Raw genomic sequence first — 21,247 nt, forward strand, 5'->3', positions numbered from 1 at the left:
TAACTGAGTTCCTAAAAAAGACTCACTGTGGTCTGATGTTCGGGTGCGCGACCTCCGTGACCTCCCGAGCGTCGTCTGGGTGCTGGCCGCCGGGCGCTTCGTCAGCTCGGCCAGCGCCTTCCTCATGCTCTTCCTCGTGCTCTACCTCACCGGACCGCGGGGGCTGGGCGTCGTGCCGGCGGGCATCATCGCCGGCTCGAACGGTGTCGGCGCGCTCCTCGGGAACGTCACGGGCGGCCGGTTCGGCGACCGCTACGGCCACCGCCGGGTCCTGCTCCTCACGGCCAGCGTGGTCGGCGTCCTCACCGCCCTCATCCCGTGGCAGCCGGTGTGGCTGCTCGCCGTGACGATGCCGCTGACGGGCTACCTGGGCGCCGTCGCGTCCCTCGGGCAGGGTGCGCTCGCGGCACTCGCCGTGCCGGCCGGGTCACGCCGGTCGTCGGTCGCCGTGAGCCGCGCCGCCTCCAACGCGGGCTTCGTCATCGGCCCTCCCGTCGGCGCCCTGCTCGCCACGCACGGCTACGACACGCTCTTCGTGGTCGACGGCGTCCTCACCCTCGTGCTGCGCCACGTCACGTCGCGCTTCCTGCCCGACGAGGCGCCGGTGGCCGCGGAGCCCGACGCCCCGGCCGGCCTCTGGCGGGCGGTCCGGGCCGACCGGTCGCTCCTGCTCCTCCTCCCGGGCGTCGTGCTCGTCGACCTCGTCTACCGTCAGCTCTACTCGACCCTCCCCCTGCACCTGCGCGACCACGGGCAGCCGCTCGCGCTCTACACGCTCCTCGTCGCGATCGGGTCGGGGCTCATCCTCGCGCTCGAGATCCCCGTGGCCCTCTGGCTCCGAGACCGACCTGCCATTCCCATCATCGCGACCGGATACGCCCTCGTGGCAGTCGGTTTCGTCATCTTCGGGCTCACGTGGATGGGCGTCACGGCCGCAGCAGTCGTCGCCATGGTGGTGCTCACCGCCGGCGAGATCCTCTACAAGACGACGGCCACCGCGCACGTCCTCGACGCGGCGCCCGCCCATCTCGTCGGCCAGTACCAGGGCCTCTACACCGGCGCCGCCACGAGCGGGACGATGCTCTCCGCCCCGCTGGGCGGGATGGTGTATGCCGTCGCGCCCGGTCTGCTGTGGCCGCTCTGTGGCGTCGTGGCCGGCGTGGGAGCCCTGCTCGCCCTCGCGTCGCGACGACCGTCCCGAGACGCCGAGCCGGCAGCGTCGTAGGGAGGGAGTGTGTCACGGGGACCCACCCCGGCGCCGAAGGTCACATCGATCGTGCGGGCTACCAGGAGCCGGAGGACGACCCGCCGCCACCGCCGCCGGAGAAGCCACCGCCGCCGGAGAAGCCGGACGATCCCGACGAGCCCGGCGTCGAGGTGAAGGTGCCCGTCGACGTCGTCGAGAAGGAGTCGACACCGTCGGCGATGCTCGTGAAGTCGGGGAAGGCGTTGCCGCTCCAGACGTACCACGTCGGCATCACGAGAGGCTGGTTGGCGGCCTCGGCCGCCTTCGCGACGTCGGCGAACGTGCTGGCCCACCGGTCCGCGACACCGAAGACGACGGCATACGGCAGGTAGCGGCTGAAGATGTTGGACGCCTCCTCGAACTCGATCTGCCCGGCCTCGGCGGTCGTGAGGTACTCCTTGAAGCCGAGGGACTGGGCGAGCACGGCCGAGCCCTCGGCGGTCTTGGCGGCCATCCGCCCGCCGAGGAACCAGACGATGAGGCCGGCGACGACGAGACCGATGCCGAGGGCGACCCCGCCACCGAAGCTGCCGCCGAGGATCGCGCTGATCGCAGGTCGGCCGTAGAAGAGCATGAGCCCCCCGAGCACGGCGATGACGAGCCCGAGGCCCTGCCACGCGCCGCGCTGGGTCTGGGGCGAGGAGCGGAACCATCCCCGTGTCACGACCTCCTCGTACATCCCGGACTGGATGCGCTTGAGGGTGCTCGCGAAGGTGTTCTTCAGCTCCGAGAGACGCACGACGTCGCCCCGGCTGGAGAAGATGCCGTCGAGCAGCTGGCGCTCGTAGGGCAGCAGTCGCTCGTCGGCCGGGGGCGCGAGCCGGGTCAGCGTCCAGTCGGTGCGGCTGAAGGCTCCCCCGCCGTCGCTCTCCTCGATCCGGATGAAGCCGCGCACCGCGAGGTCGATGACCGTGGCCGAGACGTCGATCGGGTTGGCGGTCTCGTCGATGATCGTGCCGACCATGCCCGGCTGCACGCCCTTCGGCGGCTGGAACTGGACGGCGACGGTGGACGACCCGCCGCGCACCGTGGCGGCACTCGGGGTCCCGTCGCCCGCCGCGCCGGTGCCGTACGCCGGCGAGAGGCCCGGCGTGAGGTCGGCGTAGCGCTCGTCCCGACCGCGGGTCCAGACGAGGGCACCCATCACGGCCAGTGCCAGCACCGGAGCGCCGATGGCGCCGGCCCAGGCGGCGGCGTTGGCGGCCGGGGCCGCGTCGGAACCGATCGAGGACGCCGAGTCACCCTGTCGGACGTCGGGGCGCACGTTGCCGAAGGCCGAGGCCGGGTAGGAGGCGAGCACCGACATGGCATCCCCCGCGGTCAGCCCGGTGGCCGAGAACCTGGCCGGGTCGCCCTTCGTCGCCTGGCAGGGGGTGTCCGACCGGTTGACGCCCTGGTAGCAGGCCACCTGGGTCGGCGTCGCCGGCGCCTTGACGGTGATCGACACGCGGTCACGCACGGTGGTCTCGTTGGTCCCGAAGACGTTGTAGTAGAGCTCGACGGTGTCGGCCGTGCTCGAGTCGGCGGCCGGCTTGCCGTCGGCGGTGATCGGGTTGAGCACGTCATGAAGCGTGTAGCTGATGGTGTAGACCTGAGTGCCGCTGGTGTACTCGTCGAGGGAGCCGATCCGGATCTCCTTGGCCGCACCGCTGTCGGTGACGCGGAAGGCGTCGGGGGCGCCGCTCGGGCTCGACACCGCGACGTCCGTCAGGTCGTAGTAGCGGTAGCGGTTCTCCTCGCCGTTCCAGCCCATCCGCACCACGACGTCGCGGAAGATGCCGTGCTTCTGCTCGCCGCTCGGGAAGCGCCACGTGATGGTCTCGGTGACCTTCATGCTGCCGTCGGGCTGCACGTCGTAGACCGCGGCGAAGGAGTCCATGCCCTCGTCGCCGGCAGCCTGGGCGGTGGCCGGTACGAGCAGGAACAGCGCGGCTGCCAGGAGCAGACCCAGCACCCCGAGTCGGCGGCCGCGCGTCACGCTCGATCGGGTCGGTCCGGTCGGTCCAGCCATCGGAGTGCCTCCACGTCGTTGGTCCCTTGCATCCTGACACCGGACGCTGCGTCGGGTCGCGCGGTTCCGGCGGAAGGGTCAGCGGCGGCGGTTGGCCGCGCTCATCGCCCGGTCGGCCTCGCGGTTGTCCTGGCGCTCGCGCAGCGCGTGGCGCTTGTCGTACTCCTTCTTGCCGGTCGCGATGGCGATCTCGACCTTGGCGCGGCCGTCCTTGAAGTAGAGGGCCAGGGGCACGATGGTGCGCCCGCTCTCACGGGTCTTGTGCGCGATCTTCGTCAGCTCGGCGCGGTGCAGGAGCAGCTTGCGCTTGCGACGCGGGGCGTGGTTGTTCCACGTGCCGTTGAGGTACTCGGGGATGTGGACGTTCTCGAGGTAGAGCTCGTCACCGGTGAACATGGCGAAGCCGTCGACGAGGGACGCGCGCCCCATCCGCAGCGCCTTGACCTCGGTGCCGGAAAGGACGATGCCCGCCTCGAAGGTGTCGTCGATGAGGTAGTCGTGTCGGGCCTTGCGGTTGCTCGCGATGAGCGACCGCCCCTTCTCCTTCGGCACCAGACCGTCCTTCCGCCTTTGAGGGTGTGTGGTCAGCGCACCAACGCTACCCCGAAGGGGCCCTCGGCTCAGAGTCGGTTTTGTCCGGGAGGGTTGGTCAGAGCCACTTGCGGGGGTTGACCGGCGTGCCGTCCTCGTAGGTGCCGAAGTGCAGGTGACAGCCCGTCGAGTAGCCCGTCGTGCCGGAGTAGCCGATGAGCTGGCCGCGGTTCACGCTGCCGCCGAACTTCACGATGCTCGACAGGTGGTTGTAGCTCGTGACGAGGTCGACGCCGCGGTGGATCCCGTGGTCGATGAGGATCTGGTTGCCCCACCCGCTCGCCCGCCAACCCGCGCGGATGATGTCGCCCGGCGCCGCGGCATACACCGGCGTGCCGCACGCGATGCCCCAGTCGAGACCGTCGTGCAGCATCCACTTCTGGAGCACTGGGTGCCACCGCATGCCGAAGCCGGAGGTCGTCGGGCCGATGGCGGGGTAGCTGAGGTAGTTCGACGGAGTCGGGTCGCTCTGCACCGGCGGCGGCGTCTTGGGGATGTAGACCTGTCCGCGCTTCTTGGCGGCGGCGGCCTTGGCCCGCTCGGCGCGGATCTTCGCGGCGCGCTCGGCGCGCAGCCTGGCCTGGCGCTTCTGCTCGGCGATCCGGGCCTGGCGGGCCCGCTCGACGAGGACGGCCTGCAGGCGGGCCGACTCGGCGCGGGCGGAGGCGAGGTCTGCGGCCTCGCCCTGCTTCTGCACCGCGAGGTCGGCGGTGTAGGCCGACTGCTTGGACTTCAGCTGGTCGAGCTGCGTCTTGGCCGCCGCGGCGTTCTGCGCGGCGGTGACGGCGTTGTTCTTGGCGATGATCGCCTGGTTCTTGGCCTGAGTGGCGGCCGCGGCGGCCGCCTCGGCCCCGCGCAGGGCGGCCTCGGCCTGTCGCTTGAGCTCGGCGATCTCGCCGCGCACCGAGGTGAGGTACGAGCGGGTCGAGGTGTTGTCGGCCGTCATCGCGGCGAGCTTGTCGATGGTGTCGCTGGCGACCGCGCTCGCGGTGTCGGCCATGACGAGCCGGTTCGCGAAGTCCTCGGGTGAGGTGGATCCGAAGACCATTCCGAGCTGCGACTCCTGGCCGGACCCCTGGAAGACCTCGGCGGCGTACGAGTCGAGGGCGTCCTGGCTGCTGACGAGGTCGGCGCCGCTCTTGGCGAGCTGCTCCTTGGCGCGCTGCTCGTTGGCCTTGGCCACGGCGAGCTTCTGGGCCACGGCCTCGTTGTGGGCGCGGGCCTTCGCCTCGGCGGCGATCGCGCGGGCCTCGGTGGCCTCGGCCGCCACCTGGGCGGCCTGGGCGCGCGCCTGGGCCGCCTGCGCGGAGGTGACGCGCTGCTGGGCGATCGGGAGCGCGGCGTTGGTGCGCTGGAGGTTGACGTAGGCGCGCGCGAGCGCGGCGTTGGTGCCCTCGAGCTGCTGACCGAGCGCGGCGATCTTCTGGTCGTTGCGCTTCTTCTGGTCCGACACGGAGTCGGCACGCGCGACGAGCGCCGATCCCAAGGACACGGAACACGTGATGACGAGCCCGGCGGCCGTCAGCCTGGTCGCCGGCCCGCTCTTCTCAGAACGCCTCATGAGCCACATATGCTCCATTGGTACCACACGTCACTCGCGTTGGGGAGAAATCGTCACGATCAGGGCCGCATACGGCCCGGGACAGCATGCGACGCCGCCTCGGCCCCCTGCAGCAAATTCGGGAAATTGTGCAGTTCGGGCCGCGTCAGACGCGCAGGTAACGGCGCAGCGTCACCCAGGACGTGAGGCTCGAGAGCACGATGACGCCGACGACGACGAACGGCGCGACGTAGTAGACGTCCGCCACCCCGATGAAGGCGGTGTCCGTCAGGGTCTGGCTCAGGAAGCCGACGACGCCGTAGCGCACCGTGGCCCAGAGCATGCCCATCGCCAGGACCGCGCCGAGCACGCTCGCCAGGACGGTCTCCATGACGAACGGGAAGCGGATCGTGAAGTTCGAGGCGCCGACGAGGCGCATGATGCCGGTCTCACGCCGACGGCTGAAGGCGGTCTGGCGGATCGTCGTCGAGATGAGCATGACGGCCGCGAGGACCATGAGTGAGGAGAGCGCGATCGCCGCCCACGACACGGTGTTCATAAAGGTGAAGAACTTCTCGAGGAGCTTCTTCTGGTCCTGGACGTCGGCGACCCCGGGCATGCCCTTGATCGAGCTCGCGACGACGTCGAACTTCCCGGCGTCGTTGAGGTTGACCCGGTAGGAGTCGGCGAAGTAGGACTCCCCCGCCCGCGCGAGCGGCGAGTTCTTGTAGGTCTGCTTGAACCGCTCGAACGCCTCGTCGCGCGACTCGTAGTAGACCTCCTTGACCGTCGGCTTGAGGGCCTCCAGCTCGGCCTTGATCGCCGTGCGCTGGGCGTCGGTCGTGGCCTCGCCCGCACAGTTGGTGAAGCGGGTCTTCTCGGCGCAGAGCATCACCGTGACCTGGACGCGGTCGTACCAGTAGTCCTTCATGGTGTCGACCTGCCGCTGGCCCATGAGGCCGAGGCCGAGGAGGTACATCGAGATCATCGTGACGATGACGACCGAGACGGCCATCGAGAGGTTGCGCCGGAGGCCGTTGCCGATCTCGCCGACGAGGAACTGGAATCGCATGTCGTGTCTCGCTTCGTCTCGCGCTCAGCGGTCGCTCGTCTGGACGGCCTTGTGCCGCCGGAAGATTCCGCTCTTGCCGCGTGGCGCGTCGGCATCGCGCCCGATGGGCGGCAGGCCCTCAGACTCGCCGTCCGGGTCGTATGCCGTGGGGTCCCCGTCGTCGTAGCCATCGGACACCTCGGGCTCGGCCGCGCGACGCGGCGCCTCGGCCTCCTCGTCGAGCCGGATGCGCGGGATGGAACCGGTCGTGTAGTCGCCGGCCTCCATGTCGCTGACGAGCACGCCGCGGTCGAGGCGGATGACGCGCTTGCGCATGGCGTTGACCGTGACGGTGTCGTGGGTGGCCATGACGACGGTCGTCCCGGTGCGGTTGATGCGGTCGAGCAGCTGGACGATGCCCAGGCTCGTGTCGGGGTCGAGGTTGCCGGTGGGCTCGTCGGCGAGCAGGACCGGCGGCCGGTTCACGAAGGCCCGGGCGATGGCGACGCGCTGCTGCTCACCACCCGAGAGCTGGTGCGGCAGGCGCTTCTCCATGCCGGCCAGGCCCACGAGCTCGAGCGTCTCGGGCACCGTCTGGCGGATGCGGGCCCGGCTGCTGCCGAGAACCTGGAGGGCGTAGGCGACGTTCTGGAAGACCGTCTTGTTGGGCAGCAGGCGGAAGTCCTGGAAGACGCAGCCGATCTCGCGCCGCAGGGCCGGCACCTTGCGCTCCGGCAGCCGGTCGAGGTCGCGCCCCGCGACGAGGATGCGCCCCCGGGAGACGTCCTGCTCCTTCATGACGAGCTGCATCATCGTCGACTTGCCCGAACCGGACGTGCCGACGACGAAGGCGAACTCACCGCGCGGGATCTCGAGGCTGACGTCGTCGAGGGCCGGACGAGTCGTCCGCGGGTAGGTCTTCGTGACGTTCTCGAAGAGGATCATGCGACGGGCCTCGACTCGTACTGGACATCAGCTGGGCATCAGCGGGACGGCGGCTGGCCCCGGTGGCACGTGACGGCATACGCCGGCGTGAACAGGACCGGCTCCGAGGCTACGGGCCGACGGACGAAACCCCCGGAAAACGGCCGGCCCCGGCGTGGCGGCCGGCGATGCCCCGCCGGGGCTCAGCAGACGAGCGTCGTGAGGCCCTGGGCCGACTCCGAGCCGGCGCGGGAGAGCTTGCCCCAGCCCTGCGTGCAGAGCGAGGTCGTGCGGACCGGGGTCGAGTAGCTCAGCTGCTGGCGGCTGGCGCCCGTCGTGAAGCCGCGCGCCTCGGGCCCACCACGGACGGCGACGCCGGCGAGCGAGCGGTAGGCGAAGCCGCGCACGTGGTACTGGTCCCAGACGTAGACGGACGTGAAGTTCATCCACGCCGACCCTCGGGCGTCGCGGCACCAGCCGACGTACTGGCGGACCGTGAAGGCGGACATCCCGAGGTCGGAGACGACCTTACGGTCGCCGATCTGGCGGACGCTGCTGCACGGCGGGGAGGCGCTGGTGGCGGCCGACGCCGCGGGAGCCAGCCCGACGGTGACGGTGGCGGCGACGAGAAGGGCGGCGAGGGTCGTGACGAGGCGGTGGAGGGGTGACATGGGCGGAACCTCTCAGGCGGGAGCGTGAGCTGCGCCGACCCACCCGTGGGCGGGGGCCGTCGGGTGGAGCCGACGACGCGACCCTACGAGCGCGGAGGCCGGCGCGCCCGCCGAAAGCGGAGATCGCCCGAGATGTCAGTCCTCGCGGCGGTTCTCACCGATCTGCCACCGGATGCCCGCCTCGATGAAGCCATCGATGTCACCGTCGAAGACGGCGCTCGGGTTGCCGGTCTCGAACTCGGTGCGCAGGTCCTTGACCATCTGGTACGGGTTGAGCACGTAGGAGCGCATCTGGTCGCCCCAGCTCGCCTTGACGTCGCCCGCCATCTCCTTCTTCACCGCGGCCTCCTCGGCCTTGCGCTGCAGGAGCAGGCGCGACTGGAGGACGCGCAGGGCGGCGGCGCGGTTCTGGATCTGGCTCTTCTCGTTCTGCATCGAGACGACGATGCCGGTCGGGATGTGCGTCATGCGCACCGCCGAGTCGGTCGTGTTGACGCTCTGGCCACCGGGACCGCTCGAACGGAAGACGTCGACCTTGAGCTCGTTCTCGGGGATGTCGACCGAGTCGTCGCTCTCGATGAGCGGGATGACCTCGACAGCCGCGAAGCTCGTCTGCCGACGACCCTGGTTGTCGAACGGGCTGATCCGGACGAGGCGGTGCGTGCCGGCCTCGACGGACAGGTGGCCGAAGGCATACGGCACGTTGACCTCGAAGGTGGCGGACTTGAGGCCGGCCTCCTCGGCGTACGAGGTGTCCATGACCTTCGTCGGGTAGCCGTGGCGCTCGGCCCAGCGGAGGTACATCCGCATGAGCATCTCGGCGAAGTCGGCGGCGTCGACGCCACCGGCACCGGAGCGGATCGTCACGACGGCCTCCCGCTCGTCGTACTCCCCCGACAGCAGGGTGCGGACCTCGAGCTCGCCGACGTCCTTCTTCAGCGTGGAGAGGTCGCGCTCGGCCTCCTCGAGGGTGGCGGCGTCGCTCTCCTCCTGGCCCATCTCGACGAGGGTCTCGAGGTCCTCGATGCGCGCGTCCATCCCGAGGATGCGGTCGCGCTCGGAGTTGGCGCGGGAGAGGGCGCTCGTGACCTGCTGCGCCGCGTCGGGGTCGTCCCAGAGGTCGGGGGCGGAGGCCTGCTGCTCGAGCTCGTCGATGGTCCGGGCGAGCTCGTCGAGGTTCGTGACCCCGCGCACGGAGTCCATCGTCGCGCGCAGGTCCTTGATCTCTTGCGTGAAGTCAACAGCCACGATCGAACAGCCTACGGCAGCGGCGAGCCGCCCCGCGCACGCCGGGCTGCGCTCCCGGGGCAGCTCCCACCCCGTGACCGCCGTCGCCGGTACGCGCATCGGGCCCACGGCATACGCCGTGGGCCCGATGCGGTTGTGGTGCAAGCTCCCCCGAGCAGTGGTGCGGGTCGATCAGTAGTTGCCGGCCATCCAGCGGATGTCGGCGGCCGTCGGCCGGGTGAGTGCCGTGTTGGAGTTCGTCGACGGGTACATGACGCTCTTGGCCGACGTCGAGTGCGGCAGGCCGCCGCAGTGGCCGAGCTCGTGGATGGCGAGGTGCTCGCCCGCGTACATGGTCGCGAACAGCGGGTCGAGACGAACGGTGCAGCCCGTGATGACACCTCCACCACTGACGAGGGTTGCATCACCGATCGCGCCGTCCGAGGTCGCCTGCTGCGCGAGGACCTTGATGTTGGCCTTGGTGGCGTCGCTCGTCATGGCCACGTTCCACCCTGACTTGCGCCACTCCGAGACTGCCTCGGCGACCTTGTACGAGTTGTTTCCGCCGGTGGCGTCGTAGACGAGTGCCTGGGTCGCCCAGTGGCCCCAGTAGGCCGCCGTGACGGTGGGCGTCGGGGTGGGCTTGGCGGCCTGCGAGGGTGCGGCCGCGCCGACGGCGAGACCGACGGCTGCGAGGACGACGAAGATGATCCGCTTCATGTGCCTTCTCCTGCTGTGGGGGATGTGCTGGGGGCTCAGGACTGATGGGGCTCCATGCGGTGTGTTCGGACAGACGCCGAGACCACCCGTGGGGTAGGTGGTCTCGAGGGGAGTTGGCGCTGTTTGTCCAAATTATCGACTTAGTGACGTAATGCGGCCTTTTTGACGATCTCTTGACCATTACTGGTGCGTTGGTGGGACAACTCCCAGATATGGGGGCACGACGAAGGCCCGCCCCGGATGCGGGGCGGGCCTTCGATGTGCGGCGTCGGTCGTGCGGAGCTGGGCTCAGCAGTACTTCGCGGTGCCGCCCCCGCTCCACGCGCACGTGTCGACCGTCGTGCCCGAGGCGTTCTTGAGGTATGCCGTGTCGCCCGAGTTGTTCCAGACGTACCAGGTCTTGTTGTAGTAGCGGTGCGTCGACGTCGCGGACCCGCGGCCGGTGTGGACCGTCACGGTGGCGCCCGCCTTGAGGGTGAAGGTCGGGAACCGGTAGGTGTAGCCGGTCTTGTCGCGCAGGGTCCAGCCGGTGAGGACGCGGTTGCTGCGCGTCGTGTTCTTGATGACGACGAACTCCGCGTTGAGGCTCGTGTTGCTGCCGGTGTCGGAGCCGGGCGAGTCGTACTGGACCTTGTAGATCATGATCGCCGGGAGCGCCTGGGCCGAGCTCGCGGCGGCGATGGGTGCGGCCACGGCGAAGCCGAGACCGGCGGTGGCCACGAGGGCCTTGGTGATGAACGTGCGCATGCTTCCCTGTCTGTCGTCGCGACCCTGTGGTCGCGGCACGTGCGGATGGCGCCGCCCTTCGGACGGCGCCATCACTCCCTGTCTCGACGCGCCACGCCGCCAGGCCTTGGACGTGCTGGGCGGTGTGGGCGTCGTCGACGGACGCTAGTGCGGATCAGTCTGGCGTGTGAGCGTTTTGGGGGTTTTCACGTCGGTGAGTGGGCGATCAGGGTTGGCGACGTCCCGGGTGCGACCCAGCTTCCCCCGCGCCGGCGCGAGCCACGACCCCCGCCGCGAGGACGGTGTCGGTGTCCACGTCGAGGCACAGGTAGGACATGGACTGGGTGCCGTCGGTCGAGAAGCGGTCGGCGAGCCAGAGTGCGCGGTTGGACGTCGTCATGGTGACGTCGCCCTTGCCGGAGCGCACGAGCACCACGTGCGTGGTCGGCCGCTCGTGGTCGGACATCCACCGGCTCCGGGCGCGAGGTGGAGCCACTCGAGCATGCGCGCGTCGCCCACGCCGACCGACCGGTGGCCGGCGTGGCTTCGACCGAGACGAGGAACGCGTCGACCTGGCCGAGCACGAGCGTCCCCTTGTCGGCCACGAGCGCCACGGCGGCCAGGTGCTCCTGTCCGGCGGCGAGGCCGAGGGGCGCCACCTCGACGGCATCCTCCAGGGACTGCTCTCCGAGTCCGGGACGGGCGGGTCGGCAAGGAGGTCGGCGAGCTCGGCCTTCGCCTTGGCCAGCACAGCGGTGGCCTTGGCCAGCGCAGCGGTGGCCTCGGCCACGGCGGTGGCTGTTCCCGCCATGGCGGTCGCGAGTCGCCCCCAGGGCGAAGGTGCTCACGGCGGCCCCCGAGGCGACCGACCCGTTTCTGCAGCGGACTGCGACCCAAGGTCCGGAAGGTGTCGAGGGACACCGTGCACCCGGCAGTGGCGAGTGCGTCGACCACCGCGACCGCACACGTGGAGTCCTCGTGCGTCACGGCAGACGTCGCGCCGCAGCCTTGTCCGCCTCGGCCCGGGCCTTGTCCACTGCGGCTTGCTGGGCCTCGCGCCGCAGGTCAGCCGGAAGGTGCTCGAACGGATCGGGGTCGGCCGCGGGAACTCCTGTCGATCGGCGACGCGGATCAGGCGGTTGCGCCACGTATCTCCGTCACTCCTCTCGACGGACGGTGTTCACGACAGGTGGTCCGTGTGCCGCGGCGCCGCCCCGAGTCACCCGAGCGGCGCACGGGCCCGGGACGTCACGGTGATGGTGACGCTGCCGCCGAGGGACTCGAGGACCCACCCACTCATCGGCAGCGTCGCCGTCCCCTGGATCGTGACGACGGCTGTGGCGCCGTCGCTCGTGCCGGTGTCGGGGACGACGGACCACGCGGTGATCCCGGACGGCAGCGGCGTGCGCGCCAGATGGGCCGTGGCGGCACTGGCCACGGACTCGTCGGTGATGGCGAGCTGGTCGAGGACGCCGGCCTCGTAGGCGGCGCGCTCGTCCAGCGCGTCGGCGGCGTCGAGAGCCGCCGAGTCTGCGGCGTCGAGCAGGCGCATCCGCGCCAGCTGGGCCGCAGTGACGTCGACGGCGCCGAGGACCAGGAGGGTCGCGAGCACGAACAGGCCGAGGGCGAGGACGCCGATCTGGCCCTCGTCGCGGACTCGACGGTGACCTGTCCGAGCGCGGAGGCGACGGACGACGGCCCGGAGGCGGACGGCATACGTGCTCGTCATCGCGCCACGAACCGGTCGACGGAGGCGACGTGGACCGACGAGATGGTCACGGAGGCCGGCACGTGCGAGGCGATGAAGTCCGGCACGAGCGGGAGCCGGACCTCGATCGTCGCCGTGGAGGTCACCGTTCCGTCGGGGCGCAGGCAGGGAGAGCCGTCGCACGCCACGGACACCGCTGCGGCGTCCTCGAAGGAGAAGTCGGTGAAGGCCAGCTGGGCCGCCGCTCGGGCGCGGGCATAGCCGTCGTCGTCGGACCGCGCCGTGACGAAGGCTCGACCGGCCTCCCGCCCGGCCAGCGACGCCGAGAAGGAGGCTGCCTGGAGCCGAGCCGCGGTGAGCACGAGATAGGTGAGCGGTAGCAGGAGCAGGAGGCCGAGGAAGATGAACTCGAGGATGGCGCGACCAGCCTCGACGTCACTCCGGCAGCCAGCCCGACCGGCGGCCCGGGCGAGGACGTCCTGCGGCCGGATCATCGGGTGCCTCCGGCCACGACCTGCTCCTCGCTGAAGGCGCGACCGGACACCGTGAGCGCGCCCGCGGGTCCGATCGGACCGATGACCGGCAGCGGCGCCGTCACGCGGACCTCCACGACGCGCACCCCCGAGGCGGTGACGGAACGGGTGGCGCTCACGTCCTGGGCGAACGTCGAGCTCAACGCCGAGGTGATGAGCGCCTCGGTGCGTGCGATGCCGTCACCGGGCTGCGCATCGGCTCGAGCGCCGTAGCGGGCGCCCTCGGACGCGGCCGAGATCAGCGTGTTGCGGACGTAGAGCGCCAGGCCGAGCTGGAACACCCCCATCGCCACGACCAGAAGGAGGGCAGCCACCATGACGAACTCCGCTATGGCAGAACCACGCTCGCGATCAGGTGCGCTGGTCGAGCGGTGCTCCAGTCGGGCCAGGAGCGACCCGGGCGTCACGGGCCCTTGACGTCCGAGATGGCGTCGCTGAAGAGCTGCCCGAGCTGGGGGCCGGCGAGGGCCCACAGCGCGGTGACGAGCCCTGCGGTCATGATCGTGATGAGGACCCAGCCGGGGACGTCCCCGCGGTCACGAGGGCCGGCGATCCGACGCGACACGGCGGTCGTGACGGCCGCTCGGGCTCGGGCGTGTGCCGTGATGATGCGGTTCATTCTCTTCTCCCTGTGTTGGACTGCGGTGACAGGACACTCGGTGGGCCGGGTGTCAGAGCTTGAGGTGGAGGAAGCTGAGGCCGGGGTAGAGCGCGAAAAGCACGGTCACGGGCAGGGTGAGGAAGACGATGGGGACCATCATGTAGATCTCCTTCTTCCCGCCCTCCTCCATGAGGGTGCGTCGCCCGTCCTCGCGGACGTCCTGCGCCTGGGCCCGGAGCACGTCGGCGAGCGGCGTCCCACGCTCGACGGCGACGACGATGCCGTCGACGAAACGGGTCAGGCTCATCAGCCCGGTGCGGTCGGCGAGACCCTGGAGTGCCGTGGGCAGGTTGGCCCCCGCCCGGGCATCGGCCAGGCACCGGCGCAGCTCGTCGGAGAGCTCTCCGCGGGACAGGCGGCAGACGCGTTCGAGCGCGCCGACGGCACCCTCTCCCGCGCTGACGGCAAGGGCGAGCAGCTCTGCGACGGTGGGGAACTCGGTGAGCATGCGGGCCTCGCGCCGGCTCGCGGCACGGCTGAGGAGGTAGTCGCGGCCGGCGATCCCGCCGAGCACCCCGACGATCACCATCGACACGAGGACCGGCACCGGAAAGCGTCGCTGCGCGACGGCGACGACGGCAGTGAAGGCGAGACCACCCAGTCCCCCGACTGCCCCGGCCATGACCTGCTCGGCGCGAAACCGTTCGACGTCCGCGGGCTGCCCCGCGCGGAGCTGTCGACGCGCCACGGACGGGGCGCCGCCGACGAGCGCGCCCACCCCGGACCCCAACCTGGCCACGTAGGGCGCGAGCAGCTCACCCAAGCCGAACGGACCACGCGACGGGGCCGGCCGGGCGAGCAAACTCGACGGGCGGGGCGTGTCGCGCAGGTAGGGCTCCAGGCGGTCGTCGAGGGTCGGGCGGCGGCTCGCCGGCAGTCCGGCGACGACGAGAGCGACGCCCGCGACGAGGCACACGCCCGCGCTCGCGCCGACCCACGACCACCCGTCGGCGACGAGCTCTCCGAGTCGACCCGCCAGCCCGTTCACCGGAGGACCCGCTCTTCCTCGGGGAGTCGCCCGATCCACACCATGGCCCGGTAGGCCACGACGCACAGCGCAGCCCCGACCGCGAGGACAGCCCAGCCCGCTGGCGATGAGTAGGCCGCGAGCGAGCTGCCGTTGAGGGCGAGCAGCCCGAGGACGACCCACGGGGCGCCGGCAGCGAGACGGGCTGCGTTGACCGTCCAGCTCTGCCGGGTCTCGAGCTCGGAGCGGGTGCGGGCATCCTCGCGCAGGAACGACGACAGGGTGCGGAGCAGCTTCCCGAGGTCGCTGCCACCCACCTCGCGGGCGATCCGGAGCGACTCGACGATGCGGTCTCCGACCGGGTCGCTGAGCCGGTCCTTGAGCCGGTCGAGACAGTCGTGGAAACGCCCTGTCGTCCGGTAGTCCTCCGCGAACGCGGCGAAGGCCGGACGCAGCTCGGCCGGACCGCGGACGGCGAGCTGCGACAGTGCCTCGGGGAGCGCCAGGCCCGCCCGCACGCCCGACGTGATGTTGTCGACGACGTCGGGCCACAGGTCGCGAAGCTTGTTGCGGCGCTTGCGCGCTCGCATTCGCACGAGCGAGAGCGGGATCGCGCCGGCCATGAGGCTGAAGCACAACGAGATCGGGACGACGCGCGTCAGGGCGAGGACCAAGACGAAGGCCACGACGAAGAGCACCACCGACCCGGCGACGACGTTACCGGGCGTGACCGACGAGTACCCGGCCTGGGTGAGGTGGTCACGCAGCTCGACCATGAAGCCGCCCCTGTCGACCTTCTCGCGGGCGGGCTCCTGAGGCCAGGACGACCAGTAGACGAAGAAGACGCCGACACCGAGCAACAGGCCGATCGCCAGCGGCGAGATCACGAGTCCGCCTGGCCGAGAAGGGCCGCCACGTCGTAACCCGCCCGCTCGAAGGCCTCCCGGTGGGGCGGGAACCCGTCGGCCCGTCGCAGGGCACCCTCGCGCGTGACGAAGAGGTCGGCGATCTCGATGACGTCCCCCTCGGCCCGTCCGGGAACGGCAACGATCTCTCGGACCCGTCGGACGCCGTCGCGCTCGAGGGCGACGTGGACGACGACGTCGACCGCCGCCGCCACCGTCGGAACGACGAAGCGGCTCGAGACGTTCTCGCCGGCGAGCAGAGGCAGCGTGCACATCTTCGTGACGGCCTCGCGGGCGCTGTTGGCGTGCACGGTGCACATGCCCGGCACGCCGCTGTTCAGGGCGATGAGCAGGTCGAGGCTCTCCTCCTGCCGCACCTCGCCGACGATGATGCGCGACGGACGCATCCGCAGCGCCTCCTTGACGAGGCGGCGCAGCGGGACCTCGCCCGTGCCCTCGAGGCTGGGTTGGCGGCACTGCATGGCGGCCACGTCGCGCTGCGGGATCTTCAGCTCGAAGACCTCCTCGCAGGTCACGATGCGCTCGCGGGGCGGGATCGCGGCGGCGAGGCAGTTGAGCAGCGTCGTCTTGCCCGCTTGGGTGCCGCCGGCCACGAGCACGTTGAGACCGCTCGCGACGGCGGCCTCGAGGAACGTCGCCGCCTGTCGGGGCATCGTGCCGAGCCGGACGAGGTCGTCGAGGTGGTCGGCCTTGACGACGAACTTGCGGATGTTGACCTGCCAGTGCGCCCTGCTGATGTCGGGGATGACGACGTGGAGCCGCGAGCCGTCGGCGAGCGTCGCGTCGACGAAGGGACTGCTGAGGTCGACGCGCCGGCCGCTGCTCTTGAGCATCCTCTCGACGAGGTCGCGCACGTCGTCGGCCGTCAGGATCGTGGGGGTCAGCTCGGCGATCCCGCCGCGGGCCACGAAGACGCGCGAGGGCTCGTTGATCCAGATCTCCTCGACGGCGGCGTCGTCGAAGTACTGCTGGAGCGGACCGTAGCCGGCGACGACGGCGAGGATCGAGTGAACGGCGAGTCGCTGGTCTCCGAGCGTCGGCAGACCCCCGTGCAGGGAGCGCTCGTCGTAGTCCTGCACGGCGTCCTGGACGAGACGGCGTACGGCCTTGGAGTCATGTGCGGGATCGAGACCCGAGCGACGGATCAGCTCACGGACCTCGCCCTCGACGTGGCGCACCGCTTCCTGTGTGGACATGCGTTCCCCTGAACCCTGTGAGTTGCTACGCCCGACATCCTGCCCGGACTGTCGCGATCTGGCGCGTCCAAGCTAGGTCAAATGCGTCCAAACGCGTGATCTTCTTCCACAGGGTCGCCGTGGGGTGGTGCGAGCGCCGGGCACCGTAACGGGCCCCGGGATCTCGCCGCCGCCATCGTCCACACCTGTGCACGCGACCCCGGGCGACCGGCTCGCGGGCTGTCTCATGGGGGCACACGAGAAGGAGGATCCGGTGCGCCTGACCATGACCGTCGTCGACACCCGTGGGCTGGGCGCACGTCCGCGACACGTGACGATCGAGGCCCCGGCGGGCACACGCTTCGGCGAGATCCGTCCCGAGCTCACCGACGTCGCCGGCGTCCCGGGCTGCGGCTTCCGCACCGACGGTCGGCTCGTCACCGACGACGCCCTCGTCGGGGCACCGCCCCTCCTGCGGGGTGCCCTGCTGACCATCACCCGGCCGGGTGCTCCCATCGCGGTCGCGACGGGTCGAGGCGCCGTGCAGCTGCGGCTCGCCGGTGGCGTCGGCGCGGGGCGGGTCGTGTCCCTCGGCCGGGGCGAGCACGTCATCGGGCGAGCCGCGTCCGCGGACGTACGCCTCGACGACCCGGGCGTCTCCCGCGCCCACGCGGTCGTGACCGTGACGCCTCACCACGTCAGCGTCGTCGACCACCACCCGACCAACGGGTCATCCATCGAGGGGACGTTGCTGCCGAGCGACGGCGCGCGCCTCGAGCCCGGTCAGCTGCTGACCGTGGGGTCGACGACGCTCGTCCTGGGCGGCGTGGACGTCCGCGGCGGCCACCACGATGTCGTGGACGGCGAGGTCCGGATCCACCGCCAGCCGCGCTTCCGCGACGCGGGCGTCCCTCCGGCCGTCACCTTTCCCGAGGTCCCGTCGCGCCCGGACCGCCAGCGTGTGCCGCTCCTTGCCTCGCTGGCTCCGGTGGCGCTGTCGGCCGTGCTCGCCGCCGCGCTCTCCTCCCCCGCCCTCCTCCTCTTCGCCCTCATGTCGCCGGTCCTCCTCATCGGACAGTGGTGGAGCGACCGACGCGCTGGTCGGGTGTCGTATCGCCGGCAGGTCCGTGAGCACGCCGCGCTGCTGGCCCAGGCCCGCAGCGCCCTCGCAGAGGCCGTCGCGGCCGACGCGGCCGGCCTGCGCGCGGACCATCCCGACCTCGGCCACCTCGAGGCCGTCGCCCGTCGGCGCGGGACCCGGCTGTGGGAGCGACGGCCCTCGGACGACGACCACCTGGTGCTCCGCCTCGGGACCGCGACCCAGCCGACCCGGGTCGACGTGTCCGGTCCGGCACCCGACGGCGTACCCCACGTGAACGGGCTCCCCGCCCTGCTGGATGTCGCGACCTCGGGTGTCGTCGGGGTCGCGGGCCCCCGGGCCCACACGCTCTCGCTCGTCGGCGGCCTGCTCCTGCAGGTGGCGACGTGGCACACGCCCCGCACCGTCCAGGTCCATGTCCTCGCCGACACCCATGAGCACGCGCTCGACTGGGAGTGGGCCGCACACCTCCCCCACGTCCGGGACGACGACGGCTCGCCGGCGCGCGTCACCGGCCGCGCGGCAGACGTGGCACGCCATGTCTCGGCCCTCCGCGAGCTCGTCGACAGCCGACGTGGGGCGGACGACGGTCGCTGGACAGGTTCACGACGTCCTGCTCCCGACGTCGTCGTGCTCCTCGACGGAGCCAGCGGGCTGCGGTCCCGTCCGGGGGTCGCCGACCTGCTGCGCGACGGACCCACGGCCGGGATCGTCGCCGTCTGCGTGGACACGGACGTCTCCGCGCTTCCGGCCGAGACGCGCGCCACGGTGGAGCTGGACGCCGCTGCACCGGCGGCCACGGTTCGTGCGGAGGGGCACACCCTCACAGGGGTGGTCCCGGACCTGCCGTCGGTCGGCTGGCTCGAAGGCGTCAGCCGGGCCTTGGCGCCGTACGTCGACGCCACACCGGAGTCAGGATCGGCAGCGCTGCCCCGTGACGTGTCGTTCGTCGAGCTGCACCGGGGCGCGGGCGTCGACCCCACGACCGGCGACGGCCTGGCGCTGTCGTGGGCACGCAGCACCGGTCGTCCGGTCGCCCTCCTCGGGCGGTCGACCGACGGCGACCTCATGGTCGACCTGGCGACGGACGGACCGCACGTGCTCGTCGGCGGGACCACAGGGTCGGGCAAGTCGGAGCTGCTCCAGACCCTCGTGACCGGCCTCGCCGTGAGCAACCGCCCGGACGAGCTCGGCCTGCTCCTCGTGGACTACAAGGGTGGCTCGGCCTTCGGCGACTGCGCGCGGCTGCCGCACACGGTCGGCCTCGTCACGGACCTCGACGCACACCTGACGGCGCGGGCGCTCACCTCGCTCGATGCCGAGATGAAGCGCCGTGAGCGGCTGCTCGCGCGGGTGTCCGCGCGCGACCTCGACCACTACCGGCGCTCCGCTGGCGTATGCCGTGAGCTCCCTCCGCTGTCCCGCCTCATCATCGTCGTGGACGAGTTCAAGGCCCTCGCCGACGAGTTCCCGGACTTCATCGCGGGCCTCGTGCGCGTCGCGGCCCTCGGTCGGTCGCTCGGTCTCCATCTCGTGCTGGCGACCCAGCGCCCGGCAGGCATCGTCTCCGCCGACATGCGGGCCAACATCGCCCTGCGCATCGCGCTCCGGGTCCGTGACCGCGCCGACAGCGAGGACGTCGTCGACGCCGCAGACGCCGCGTCGCTCGACCCGCGAGCGCCCGGACGAGCCTGCCTGCGCTCCGGCGACCGGAGCCTGACCATGGTGCAGACCGCCTACCTCGGCGGCGCGCTGGCCGAGGGGCCCGATTCGGCGGATCGCACCCGCGTCGTCCCGCGCGACCTGCTGGCCCCGATCGCCCCTCCCGAGGACGTCTCGGACGAGGAGCCCCGCCCCAGCGAGCTCCTCGCCGTCGTCGACGCAGCACGCGACGCCGCTCGTCGCGCCGGCATCCCCTCCCAGCCCTCTCCCTGGCTGCCGCCGCTGCCGACCGAGCTGACCCCGGCCGACCTGATGGTAGATGCGGCGACATCGTCGGGGTCGACGACGCTCGACGTGCCGATGGGTCTCGTGGACGTGCCCGACGAACAGCGACGGGACACCCTCTGGTGGCGCGCAGGCGACCGCGGCCACCTCGGCATCGCCGGTGGGCCACGCTCGGGTCGCTCCACCGCGCTCGTCACCCTCACCCTCGGCCTTGCCGGGAGCACCTCACCCGACGACCTGCACGTGCACGTGCTCCAGGGCGTCGCCGGGCCGTGCGCCGCACTCGCGTCGCTCCCGCACGTCGGGACCGTGACCGACAGCGCAGACCCGACACGCACCCGACGCCTCGTCGCCCGCCTCCTCCGACTGGTCGACGGCGACGAGCCCGCGGCCGCCCGCACCGTCGTGCTCGTCGACGGCTGGGAGTCGCTCGAAGAGGCCCTGTCGAGCCTCGACCACGGCGCCGCCGTCGACGAGCTGCACCGCCTGCTCCGAGACGGCCCCCGGGCGGGGGTGAGGTTCGCCGTCACGGGTGGCCGGGCCATCCTCTCCGGCAGGCTGCCGGGCCTGCTCGACCAGCGGTTGGCCCTCCACCTGCCCGACCCGCTCGACCTCACCCTGGCCGGAGTCTCCCCGGAGCTCGCCACCACGGCGAGGACGCCCGGACGGGCGATCGACCTCCGCACCGGCCACGAGGTGCAGCTGGCCGCGACCTCACCCGGCGAGGTCGCGGAGGCCGTGGCCCGGGCCGTGGACGTCCACCGTGCCGGCTCCCGGGACCGAGGCGGCTGCGTCCCCTGGCGCATCTCGGCGCTGCCGCAGCAGGCGCGGCTGGAGGACCTGCCACCGGTCCGGGACGGCTTGTGGGTCGGTGTCGGCGGTGACGACGCCGCACCCCTCGCCCTGCCGCTCGGGGCCGGTCACCGTCGCGTCGTCGTCGCGGGACAGAACAGGTCCGGGCGCTCGACCACCTTGGTGACCATCGGCGAGCAGCTGCTCAGGCTGGGACGAAGCGCCTGCGTCGTCAGTCCCCGCCGGTCCGTCCTGTCCCTGTGGGCGGCCGGCCGCGAGTGCCCGACCCTGACACCGCACGACGCCACGGAGCTCATCGGCAGGCGACGTGACGATCCAGATCTGTGCCTGCTCGTCGACGACGCCGAGCTCGTGGACGGCAGCCGGGTCGAGGCGCCGCTCGTCGAGGCTGCTCGCCTCGTCGACGACACGGAGGGCATCGTCGTGGTCGCAGCGGAGCTGACCCGCGCGAACGGCGCCTTCCGCGGACTCCTCCCCGAGGTGTCGCGCGACGGGATCGGGATCCTGCTCGGTGCGACGGCCCCGGGCGACGGCGACGTGCTGGGTGTCCGTCTCGAGATCGACAGCACGCGCCGCGCCGGTCGCGGCCACCTCGTCGTCGACGGCCGCTCGACACCGGTCCAGGTGGCCCTGCTCGACCCCCCGGCGCACCGGACGTCGGACTCACCGCCCACGACGGCCCCCGCTCTGCCACTCTCGTGACGCACACCC

The 21,247-nt window shown here is 71.5% G+C and carries 19 protein-coding genes; 2 read left to right on the top strand and 17 right to left on the bottom strand.

From position 1 onward, the window contains the following. Positions 1-43: 43 nt before the first annotated feature. Positions 44-1,225, top strand: coding sequence for an MFS transporter (locus AC1DW8_RS15490; protein ID WP_478095121.1), 1,182 nt, complete (start codon positions 44-46; stop codon positions 1,223-1,225). 58 nt (positions 1,226-1,283) lie between these two features. On the opposite strand, the gene AC1DW8_RS15495 is transcribed toward AC1DW8_RS15490, so the two are convergent. The 17 genes from AC1DW8_RS15495 to AC1DW8_RS15575 all read right to left on the bottom strand — a co-directional run bounded on the left by AC1DW8_RS15495 (position 1,284) and on the right by AC1DW8_RS15575 (position 16,698). Continuing rightward, positions 1,284-3,257: a DUF2207 domain-containing protein gene (locus AC1DW8_RS15495; RefSeq protein WP_478095122.1), complete on the bottom strand. Its 1,974-nt coding sequence runs from the start codon at positions 3,255-3,257 to the stop codon at positions 1,284-1,286. A gap of 78 nt (positions 3,258-3,335) precedes the next feature. Beyond that, entirely contained in the window at positions 3,336-3,809 is a 474-nt protein-coding gene (gene smpB / locus AC1DW8_RS15500) for an SsrA-binding protein SmpB (protein ID WP_056775785.1), read from the bottom strand. A gap of 97 nt (positions 3,810-3,906) precedes the next feature. Beyond that, on the bottom strand, positions 3,907-5,409 hold the full coding sequence (locus tag AC1DW8_RS15505) for a M23 family metallopeptidase (protein WP_304437924.1): 1,503 nt from the start codon (positions 5,407-5,409) through the stop codon (positions 3,907-3,909). A 145-nt stretch (positions 5,410-5,554) separates the two neighbouring features. Continuing rightward, positions 5,555-6,460: a permease-like cell division protein FtsX gene (gene ftsX / locus AC1DW8_RS15510; protein ID WP_056775782.1), complete on the bottom strand. Its 906-nt coding sequence runs from the start codon at positions 6,458-6,460 to the stop codon at positions 5,555-5,557. Between the two features lie 24 nt (positions 6,461-6,484). After that, positions 6,485-7,384 (bottom strand): cell division ATP-binding protein FtsE, encoded by a 900-nt coding sequence (ftsE, locus tag AC1DW8_RS15515; protein WP_056775780.1) that lies wholly within the window; start codon positions 7,382-7,384, stop codon positions 6,485-6,487. Between the two features lie 182 nt (positions 7,385-7,566). After that, positions 7,567-8,034 (bottom strand): hypothetical protein, encoded by a 468-nt coding sequence (locus AC1DW8_RS15520; protein ID WP_478095123.1) that lies wholly within the window; start codon positions 8,032-8,034, stop codon positions 7,567-7,569. Between the two features lie 135 nt (positions 8,035-8,169). After that, the gene (prfB, locus tag AC1DW8_RS15525) at positions 8,170-9,282 is read right to left on the bottom strand and encodes a peptide chain release factor 2 (RefSeq protein ID WP_056775775.1); all 1,113 of its coding nucleotides are present in this window, start codon (positions 9,280-9,282) and stop codon (positions 8,170-8,172) included. Positions 9,283-9,453: 171 nt separating this feature from the next. After that, on the bottom strand, positions 9,454-9,981 hold the full coding sequence (locus AC1DW8_RS15530) for a matrixin family metalloprotease (RefSeq protein ID WP_478095124.1): 528 nt from the start codon (positions 9,979-9,981) through the stop codon (positions 9,454-9,456). A 288-nt stretch (positions 9,982-10,269) separates the two neighbouring features. Further along, positions 10,270-10,728: a lamin tail domain-containing protein gene (locus AC1DW8_RS15535; RefSeq protein WP_056775772.1), complete on the bottom strand. Its 459-nt coding sequence runs from the start codon at positions 10,726-10,728 to the stop codon at positions 10,270-10,272. Between the two features lie 205 nt (positions 10,729-10,933). Next, complete coding sequence (locus AC1DW8_RS15540) at positions 10,934-11,173, bottom strand: hypothetical protein (RefSeq protein WP_478095125.1); 240 nt, start codon at positions 11,171-11,173, stop codon at positions 10,934-10,936. A 753-nt stretch (positions 11,174-11,926) separates the two neighbouring features. Further along, a complete protein-coding gene (locus AC1DW8_RS15545; RefSeq protein ID WP_056827113.1) occupies positions 11,927-12,436 on the bottom strand; it encodes a pilus assembly protein TadG-related protein in 510 nt (169 codons plus the stop codon). Next, positions 12,433-12,909 (bottom strand): hypothetical protein, encoded by a 477-nt coding sequence (locus AC1DW8_RS15550; RefSeq protein ID WP_056827112.1) that lies wholly within the window; start codon positions 12,907-12,909, stop codon positions 12,433-12,435. The genes AC1DW8_RS15545 and AC1DW8_RS15550 overlap by 4 nt, the downstream gene beginning before the upstream one ends. After that, positions 12,906-13,280 (bottom strand): TadE family protein, encoded by a 375-nt coding sequence (locus AC1DW8_RS15555; protein ID WP_255358432.1) that lies wholly within the window; start codon positions 13,278-13,280, stop codon positions 12,906-12,908. Before AC1DW8_RS15555 ends, AC1DW8_RS15550 begins: the two co-directional genes overlap by 4 nt. A 71-nt stretch (positions 13,281-13,351) precedes the next feature. Then, positions 13,352-13,567, bottom strand: coding sequence for a hypothetical protein (locus tag AC1DW8_RS15560; protein WP_478095126.1), 216 nt, complete (start codon positions 13,565-13,567; stop codon positions 13,352-13,354). Positions 13,568-13,619: 52 nt separating this feature from the next. Further along, positions 13,620-14,597 carry a type II secretion system F family protein gene (locus tag AC1DW8_RS15565; protein ID WP_478095127.1) on the bottom strand — a complete coding sequence of 326 codons (978 nt, stop codon included), beginning with the start codon at positions 14,595-14,597 and terminating at the stop codon, positions 13,620-13,622. After that, positions 14,594-15,463 carry a type II secretion system F family protein gene (locus AC1DW8_RS15570; RefSeq protein ID WP_082619773.1) on the bottom strand — a complete coding sequence of 290 codons (870 nt, stop codon included), beginning with the start codon at positions 15,461-15,463 and terminating at the stop codon, positions 14,594-14,596. The genes AC1DW8_RS15565 and AC1DW8_RS15570 overlap by 4 nt, the downstream gene beginning before the upstream one ends. Continuing rightward, a complete protein-coding gene (locus AC1DW8_RS15575) occupies positions 15,460-16,698 on the bottom strand; it encodes a TadA family conjugal transfer-associated ATPase (RefSeq protein WP_442275665.1) in 1,239 nt (412 codons plus the stop codon). The genes AC1DW8_RS15570 and AC1DW8_RS15575 overlap by 4 nt, the downstream gene beginning before the upstream one ends. A 253-nt stretch (positions 16,699-16,951) precedes the next feature. Here AC1DW8_RS15575 and AC1DW8_RS15580 point away from each other — a divergent pair, with 253 nt between their 5' ends. Beyond that, complete coding sequence (locus AC1DW8_RS15580) at positions 16,952-21,238, top strand: FtsK/SpoIIIE domain-containing protein (protein ID WP_478095128.1); 4,287 nt, start codon at positions 16,952-16,954, stop codon at positions 21,236-21,238. Positions 21,239-21,247 lie beyond the last annotated feature (9 nt).

Source organism: Terrabacter sp. P2_E3 (assembly GCF_056403915.1).

Bases quoted from the DNA above. Each gene is read 5' to 3' on its own strand.
- AC1DW8_RS15575 (WP_442275665.1), bottom strand. From the start codon at position 16,698: ATGTCCACACAGGAAGCGGTGCGCCACGTCGAGGGCGAGGTCCGTGAG.
- AC1DW8_RS15530 (WP_478095124.1), bottom strand. From the start codon at position 9,981: ATGAAGCGGATCATCTTCGTCGTCCTCGCAGCCGTCGGTCTCGCCGTC.
- AC1DW8_RS15495 (WP_478095122.1), bottom strand. From the start codon at position 3,257: ATGGCTGGACCGACCGGACCGACCCGATCGAGCGTGACGCGCGGCCGC.
- AC1DW8_RS15545 (WP_056827113.1), bottom strand. From the start codon at position 12,436: ATGACGAGCACGTATGCCGTCCGCCTCCGGGCCGTCGTCCGTCGCCTC.
- AC1DW8_RS15505 (WP_304437924.1), bottom strand. From the start codon at position 5,409: ATGAGGCGTTCTGAGAAGAGCGGGCCGGCGACCAGGCTGACGGCCGCC.
- AC1DW8_RS15540 (WP_478095125.1), bottom strand. From the start codon at position 11,173: ATGTCCGACCACGAGCGGCCGACCACGCACGTGGTGCTCGTGCGCTCC.
- AC1DW8_RS15520 (WP_478095123.1), bottom strand. From the start codon at position 8,034: ATGTCACCCCTCCACCGCCTCGTCACGACCCTCGCCGCCCTTCTCGTC.
- AC1DW8_RS15560 (WP_478095126.1), bottom strand. From the start codon at position 13,567: ATGAACCGCATCATCACGGCACACGCCCGAGCCCGAGCGGCCGTCACG.
- AC1DW8_RS15535 (WP_056775772.1), bottom strand. From the start codon at position 10,728: ATGCGCACGTTCATCACCAAGGCCCTCGTGGCCACCGCCGGTCTCGGC.
- ftsE (WP_056775780.1), bottom strand. From the start codon at position 7,384: ATGATCCTCTTCGAGAACGTCACGAAGACCTACCCGCGGACGACTCGT.
- AC1DW8_RS15550 (WP_056827112.1), bottom strand. From the start codon at position 12,909: ATGATCCGGCCGCAGGACGTCCTCGCCCGGGCCGCCGGTCGGGCTGGC.
- ftsX (WP_056775782.1), bottom strand. From the start codon at position 6,460: ATGCGATTCCAGTTCCTCGTCGGCGAGATCGGCAACGGCCTCCGGCGC.